Genomic DNA, 7,284 nt, shown 5'->3' with positions numbered 1-7,284 from the left:
TTATTAATGCCCATTATAGTAACAGTCGTTATTGCCTCTGGTTATATAGAAATCAGAATGAAGCAAAAAGAGTGTTTTCGAGACTGTTATTTTAAAAAAAACACACTCATTTCAAAAATTCTGACATCTCCTGTTTTACCTTCAATCTTTTTTATTCTGTTATCAATTTCCTATTCACTATCACTGATGTACCTTTCGATAAATTTCGACTCTGTTTTTTACCTATTATTGACTCTTTTCATAGCTGCAGTTTTTGGGATATATAGGTTTTTTTTAAACTTTTTTGCAAACATTGTAAATGATAAACATTTAGAGATTTTTGCCAGAGAAACAACTGTTAAAATCTCAGCTTTAATACTGTTTTGCGTATATGCTTACCTGTTTTTAAATAGCAGTGAGCCTGAATATCTGAGAGAAACTTTAAAAGAAACACTCACTGCAGCTACAAACTCCATCTCTTCAAACTGCAGCTTTGTTGATGTTGTTCTAAGAACACAAACTGAGGTAGATAGCCGAATCTGGTTCTTAATGAAAGAGTCAAATAGCGCAATAGAAGAGCAGAGCAGTAAAAATATTTTATGGATAAGTTTCATGATTTTAAACTCCCTGGCTATCTTAGGTTTAAATCGTTTTATAGTCCAAGTCATCTATTTACTAAACAAAATAATTAAGAGAAACGATGGAAGATAACTCCCATAATTCAGAAAAAAAAGATTTACAAATCAAAAAAACAGAGGAGAGAGTTACAGAATCTGGCATGTCAAAAAATGAAAAATATTTTTGGGGTGCCATAATTGTACTGCTTTTAGGCTATGTAAGTATCTCTTTAATCGCACTCTATAAAACAGATAGTGAATTAAAAAATAGAGAACCAATCGTTGATGAAAAATGGCTTGAACTGCCATCTGAGAAGATAAGAGAAAACTTGTCTCTAAATCAAGAGCTTATTAAAGAAAATCTTAATTTACAAATAGAAAAAATAAACAACAAAATAGATGATGAAGTAGATATGCTCTTTGAAAAAGTAGTTAATGAAAATATAGATGAATTTCTAGACTTTCACTATTCGGTTGTTGGCGGCTATGTGGAGTTGGGAACTATGGCATTTAGTGATTATGACAAATATATAAATGAGAAACTTCTAGGAAGTAATTTCTTTGATGAAATTGAAAAATCTTCAAAAAATATTAGAGCCTTTTATGAGAATAGAATGAAGAATCATCAAGATTTTGTGGAATTTATCTCTACCGATCAAGTGGATTTAGAACTAAACTCTCAAGCGCTTGCCAGTGTAAGGGAAGATATATCCACTAACTTCATGCAACAAAAAATAAAATTAGGCGTAGTAGGCACAGCAATCGGAGCAAAAATTTTAACTGTCGTTTCTGCAAAAATTACTGCAAAAACGGCTGTTAAATCAGGAGCAAAAGCAGCTACAAAACTTGCTTCTTCAGCTGGAGGCGCTATTGTCGGTGCAAATGCAGGATTATTGTGTGGTCCAGGTTCTATAATATGTAGCCCATTTGGCGCCATTGTCGGCGGAGTAATGTTTTGGTTTGGTACTGATGTAGCAATTAATGCGGTTGATGAGACGTTACATAGAGAAGAGCTAAAAAAAGAGATTTTAAATTCAATTAACGAGACAAAAACAGAATTAAAAAACAACTATGTTTCAAGTTTTGAACATGAAACAGAGAAATTTTCAGAGCAGATTCTACAGAGCTATAAAAATGTCGAAATAAAAGAGAAAATGAAAATTATAGATAACATAAAATAGTTATTATTCAGTCAAGCAAAATGCTTGACATGTGGATAAAATCTTAGTGTAGGAAGTGTCTGACTTCCGAGAAGTAGAGGCTCATGCCAAACTCGTTTGCGGCATCTATAATCTCTTCATCTCTTATGCTTCCGCCCGGTTCTATTACGCTCTTAACACCTGCCGCGGCTGCCGCGTCAATGGAGTCACGGAAAGGAAAGAATGCCTCGCTTGCAAGTGCGGCACCTTCCACGTCAAGCCCCATCTCTTTTGCTTTTTTAAGCGCGCACTGGCTTGCATCGACACGGCTTGTCATTCCCATTCCCACAGCTACCATCGCAGAGTTTTTGACATAGACAACGCAGTTTGATTTTGTAAGAGATGCTACTTTATAAGCTATCTCCATATCTTTTTTCTCCTGCACAGTTGCTTCTTTTGTAGTCATAAGCTTTGCATTTTTGACTTCGTCGTCATTTACTTTATCCGCATCTTGGTAGACAAAACCGCCGTCAATATGTTTAAAATCTTTCTCATCGTTTGCAAGAACTAACTTGTCATGTCCCATCTCAAATAGCTTGATTCGCTTTTTAGAAGCAAAAACCTCTTGCGCCTCCTCTGTTATGCGTCCAGCAATTATGACTTCTAAAAATATCTCGTTCATCTTAAGTGCCAGCTCTTTTGTCACGATACCATTAACCGCAACAACACCGCCAAACGCTGAAACAGGGTCGCATTTTAGAGCCTCTACGTAAGCGTCTACAAGGTTGTCACGGATAGCAAAACCGCAAGGATTTCCATGTTTTGTGATACAAACCGCATTGTCGCTTCCAAATGCAGAAGCTATCTTAACAGCTCCGCTCAGGTCGTTTAGGTTGTTAAAACTTGCTTCGCCTTTTAGTGTTTTAAAGTTGTTTGAATAGTGTTTGTCAAACTCGTAAAGTGTGCCTTTTTGATGAGGATTTTCGCCGTAACGTGTATCCATCACTTTGTTTCCGACTACAAACTGCTTCTCTCCGAAACCGCCGTTAAAACGCTTGTTCATGTAGTTTGCTATCGTTGAGTCGTATGCTGCGGTGTGCTCGAATGCTTTTATCATAAGAGCTCTTCTAAACTCAAGCGTGTTTTTCTCATTCTCTATCGCATCTATAACTTTTGCATAATCGTTTACATCAGTCACAATCATAACACTCTCAAAGTTTTTAGAAGCCGAACGCACCATCGCAGGTCCGCCGATGTCGATATTTTCTATGATTTCTTCAAAGTCATCAGTTTTTAGAATTGTCGCTTTAAACGGATAGAGGTTTACACATACTAAGTCGATTGCTTCAACACCCAACTCTTTTGCCTGATCTAAGTGCGACTGTTTGTCGCGTCTATGTAAAATCCCGCCGTGAACGTATGGGTTTAGGGTTTTTACTCTTCCTTCAAAACACTCCGGAAATTTTGTAACTTCGTCTATCTCGATAGCTTTTATGCCCTCTTCTGCCAATATTTTATAAGTTCCGCCGGTTGAGATAATCTCAAAACCGTTTTTTACTAAAGATTTACAAAAATCAACCACGCCGCTCTTATCGCTAACACTTACCAATGCTCTTTTCATTAATGACCTTGTGAAAATAAATTATGGAATTTTATCTCATTTGAGATTAGAAGATGGTAAACTTAAAAAAATGAAAATTGAGAAAAGCAGATGAAAAATATAGCAATTTTATGCTCAGGCGGCGATGTTAGCGGTATGAATCCAGCTCTGAAACATTTTGTAGAGTACTCGCTCCAAAAAGGATTGACACCCTACTTTGTTTATGACGGCTTTGAAGGGTTGATTGACAATAGAATAATTAAAGCAACGCATAAAGATGTAGCAGGAATTATCAACCGCGGTGGAACGATAATCGGAAGTGCCAGAAGCAAAAGGTTTATAGAAAAAGAGTTTAGAGAGATTGCAAAGAAAAATCTTGCTGCTCTAAATATCGACATGCTGCTTGTTCTCGGCGGTGACGGCTCTTTTAGAGGAATGGAGATTTTTTACAAAGAATATGGGATAAAATTTTGCGGTATTCCCTCTACAATTGACAACGACATAAACGGCACCGAGTACTGCTTGGGGGTAGATACCGCGCTAAATGTCATCAAAGACTCCATCGACAACATAAGAGATACGGCAGCCTCATTCTCAAGAGCATTTGTGATAGAGACCATGGGAAGAAACTGCGGCTACTTGGCACTTGTCTCAGCTCTGTGCAGCGGCGCGGAACTCTGTCTAATCCCAGAGATAGAGCATGATATGAAAGAGTATGAAGAGAGTTTCAAAGAGCAGATAAGAAGCGGGCGCAAATATTTTATTGCCGTAATCTCAGAGGGGATAAAAGAGGAGTCAAGCGAGATAGCAGAGTGGTTTGAACAGAAGATTGGGCTAGAGTCAAGAGTGACAATCTTAGGACATACGCAAAGGGGCGGAAACCCGACAATATATGACAGACTTATGGCATATAAATTTGTAAACCATGCCATAGACGGTCTGCTTGGCGGCAGAGATGAGAGCGTGATCTGCTACACAAAAAAAGGGTTTGAGTATAAAAGCATAGATGAAGTAGCAAACAAAAAATATGAACTAGATAGCGAGCTTTTGGGCTATCTGAAGAGATTTTAAATGTATAAATTAAACTTTTTCGTGCCTGTTGAAGATAAAGAGAGAGTAAAAGAGGCGCTCTTTACCATCGGTGTGGGCAGATATGAAAACTATGAATGCTGCTCTTTTGAGACACTAGGCACTGGACAGTTTAAGCCAATAAACAAGGCAAACCCACATATCGGCAAACTAGATAGTTTAGAACATGTGTCAGAATATAAAGTAGAGATGATTTGCAATGATGAGCTTATAAAAGAAGCTATTAAGGTTTTAAAAAAGAGCCACCCTTACGAAGAGGTGGCTTATGAAGTTTTTAGGATAGAAGAGTTTTAATGAGTAATATACCGGCAATTAATGTACATCTAAAAGAGGTTTACGCCAACAAAGCTTGTGCGTCAGTTGCAACATTTGCAGAGCCGAAAAACAGCAAATAAATAGCGTTAAGAAAATTCAACTGTTTGAACAAAGTGAGTTTTGAATTCTTAGTGGTTTGTTTGCTGTTTTTTGGGAACCTGACGAATGTCAGGCTCGAAGCCGTTGCAGGAGTTTTTTGGTACTTTTTTGCGAAGAAAAAAGTACGAAGAGAGATTTAGATTACAGATCTCTCTCAATTACTCTTTTAAACGTATTAAAGTAGTTGTCTTGAAGCTCTTGCAAACTCATCTCAACATTGTTGATTTTGACTTTGTCTCCGCCTACCGTTCCGATTTTTTGACACATTAGCGTTCCAACCATCGTCTCAAAAGAGGCGCTGTTCTCCTGCTTAACCTCTATAATTGCGCGGCTCATGCTCTCTGCAAAAATGTCTCTCTCGTCTCTTACAAGCATCTTAGCGCTGCATCCTAGTCCGCTTACAGCCGCCATTTTTGCAAGAGCAATAGCCACACCGCCGCTGCTTGCATCTTTTGCGCACTCTAAAATACCTTTTTTGTTTGCCTCGATAACCAATTCCCAAAGAGCTAACTCATCTTCGTAGTCAATCACAGGAAGTTTTCCCGCAACTGCTCCACAGATCTCTTTCATGTAGAGAGAGCCGCCGAACTCGCTCTTATTATCTCCCACTAAGTAAAGAGTATTCCCCTCGCCTTGAAAGCTTGACATCAACACTCTGTTTGCATCGTCGTTTACGCCTACGGTTGCGATAGAGGGTGTTGGAAAAACAGAGACGCCGTTTGTCTCATTATAAAGAGAAACATTACCGCCGATTACCGGAGTCGTAAGTGCCGCACAAGCCTCTTTTATGCCTAGGCATCCCTGTCCAAACTGCCACATGACTTCAGGATTTTCAGGGTTACCGTAATTGAGACAATCAGTAATCGCCAAAGGTCTAGCACCGCTCATGGCAACATTGCGCCCGCTCTCGATTACAGCCGCCGCTGCTCCGCCTTTTGGGTCTATATAGCAGTAGCGCACATTGCAGTCAGCCGACATTGCAAGAGCTTTGCCGTTCTCTTTTACGCGTATAACAGAAGCGTCAAGCATTCCACCTTTTTTAATAGTGTTTGTCTGTACCATTGAGTCATACTGCGTATAAATCCACGATTTGTCAACCACTTCCATAGATTTTGTAAGCTTCTCGAATGCCTCTTGATTTGCAACACGAGCAAAATCATCAATCGTCACATCGCCGATTTTATCCAAATATGCAGGGCGTACCATAGGACGGTTAAGAACGGGTGCCTCTTCACTTACCGGATTAACCGGAACCTCTGCAACCTTCTCTCCATGCCAGAAAAGCTCCATATTTCCGGTTGCAGTTACCTCACCGATTACCGCCGCATCTAAATCCCACTTCTCAAAGATTTTAATAATCTCGGCTTCGCTTCCTTTTTTCGCACAAAGAAGCATACGCTCTTGAGACTCCGAGAGCATAAAGTCATAAGGAGTCATCCCCTCTTCACGGGCAGGCACACGATCAAGGTGCATTATCATACCGCTCCCACTTCGTCCTGCCATCTCAAATGCTGAAGAGGTAAGTCCTGCCGCTCCCATGTCTTGGATACCGATAACATGGTCTGTTTTAAAAAGCTCTAAACATGCCTCAAGCAGAAGTTTTTCAGTAAATGGATCACCCACTTGAACAGTCGGACGAAGAGATTTTGACTCTTCGGTAAAGCTGTCGGAACTCATCACGGCTCCGCCTAATCCGTCACGACCAGTTTTTGCGCCTACGTAGATTACGGGGTTGCCTATGCCGTCAGCTCTGCCGTAAAAAATCTCATCGCTTTTTGCAATACCCAAAGTAAAAGCATTGACCAAAATATTGCCGTTATAGCACTCGTCAAAACTTGTTTCTCCGCCGATAGTCGGAACTCCCATGCAGTTACCGTAACCGCCGATTCCCTCAACTACGCCGCGAACCAAATATCTTTGGTGTTTAGCGATGTCATCATCATTTAAAACATTTCCAAATCTTAGCGCATTTAGATTTGCAACAGGGCGAGCCCCCATTGTAAAGACGTCACGCATAATCCCGCCTACACCCGTTGCAGCGCCCTGATAAGGCTCTATAAAACTCGGGTGGTTGTGTGACTCCATCTTAAATACAGCCGCATATCCGCCGCCGATATCAATGACTCCCGCATTCTCACCCGGACCTTGAATAACCCATGGCGCTTTAGTCGGAAAGCCGCTTAAATGAACTTTTGATGATTTATAACTGCAGTGCTCACTCCACATGGCAGAAAAAATGCCTATCTCTACTAAGTTCGGCTCACGCCCTAAAATTTGCTTTATATGCGTGTAATCTTCACTTGAGAGCTTATGTGAAGCAAGTACTTCTTCAATATTTTCTAGTTGTTGGCTCACGGGGAAATCCTAAAAATTTGGTTTTTAAAAAGGGATTATATCTAACATGAAGTAAAAAGTGTTTTAATGGAACGAAAAGTCAGATTTTGTG

Annotated in this window: 6 protein-coding genes; 4 read left to right on the top strand and 2 right to left on the bottom strand. The window is 39.9% G+C overall.

All coding sequences use genetic code 11. The annotated features are described in order from the left end of the window. Both IBX42_RS10610 and IBX42_RS10605 read left to right on the top strand, forming a co-directional pair. A partial coding sequence (locus IBX42_RS10610; RefSeq protein ID WP_294932726.1) for a hypothetical protein occupies positions 1 to 690 on the top strand: 690 nt, incomplete at its 5' end. Beyond that, positions 680 to 1,777, top strand: coding sequence for a hypothetical protein (locus IBX42_RS10605; protein ID WP_294932725.1), 1,098 nt, complete (start codon positions 680 to 682; stop codon positions 1,775 to 1,777). The genes IBX42_RS10610 and IBX42_RS10605, both read left to right, overlap by 11 nt. Positions 1,778 to 1,820: 43 nt before the next feature. Here the strand turns inward: IBX42_RS10605 and purH are convergent, their stop codons facing one another. After that, entirely contained in the window at positions 1,821 to 3,356 is a 1,536-nt protein-coding gene (gene purH, locus IBX42_RS10600) for a bifunctional phosphoribosylaminoimidazolecarboxamide formyltransferase/IMP cyclohydrolase (protein ID WP_294932723.1), read from the bottom strand. Between the two features lie 90 nt (positions 3,357 to 3,446). On the opposite strand from purH, the gene IBX42_RS10595 reads away from it, so the two are divergent. Both IBX42_RS10595 and IBX42_RS10590 read left to right on the top strand, forming a co-directional pair. Further along, the gene (locus tag IBX42_RS10595) at positions 3,447 to 4,406 is read left to right on the top strand and encodes a 6-phosphofructokinase (protein ID WP_294932721.1); all 960 of its coding nucleotides are present in this window, start codon (positions 3,447 to 3,449) and stop codon (positions 4,404 to 4,406) included. After that, on the top strand, positions 4,407 to 4,718 hold the full coding sequence (locus IBX42_RS10590) for an NGG1p interacting factor NIF3 (protein ID WP_294932720.1): 312 nt from the start codon (positions 4,407 to 4,409) through the stop codon (positions 4,716 to 4,718). 261 nt (positions 4,719 to 4,979) lie between these two features. On the opposite strand, the gene purL is transcribed toward IBX42_RS10590, so the two are convergent. Then, complete coding sequence (gene purL, locus IBX42_RS10585; protein WP_294932718.1) at positions 4,980 to 7,193, bottom strand: phosphoribosylformylglycinamidine synthase subunit PurL; 2,214 nt, start codon at positions 7,191 to 7,193, stop codon at positions 4,980 to 4,982. Positions 7,194 to 7,284 lie beyond the last annotated feature (91 nt).

Origin of the sequence: Sulfurimonas sp. (assembly GCF_014859695.1) — a bacterium.
In the GTDB taxonomy this organism is placed as follows: domain Bacteria; phylum Campylobacterota; class Campylobacteria; order Campylobacterales; family Sulfurimonadaceae; genus Sulfurimonas.
This window is presented reverse-complemented; position numbering and strand designations above follow the sequence as displayed.

Coding starts and splice junctions, on each gene's coding strand:
- IBX42_RS10605 (WP_294932725.1), top strand. CDS start 680: ATGGAAGATAACTCCCATAATTCAGAAAAAAAAGATTTACAAATCAAA.
- purH (WP_294932723.1), bottom strand. CDS start 3,356: ATGAAAAGAGCATTGGTAAGTGTTAGCGATAAGAGCGGCGTGGTTGAT.
- IBX42_RS10595 (WP_294932721.1), top strand. CDS start 3,447: ATGAAAAATATAGCAATTTTATGCTCAGGCGGCGATGTTAGCGGTATG.
- IBX42_RS10590 (WP_294932720.1), top strand. CDS start 4,407: ATGTATAAATTAAACTTTTTCGTGCCTGTTGAAGATAAAGAGAGAGTA.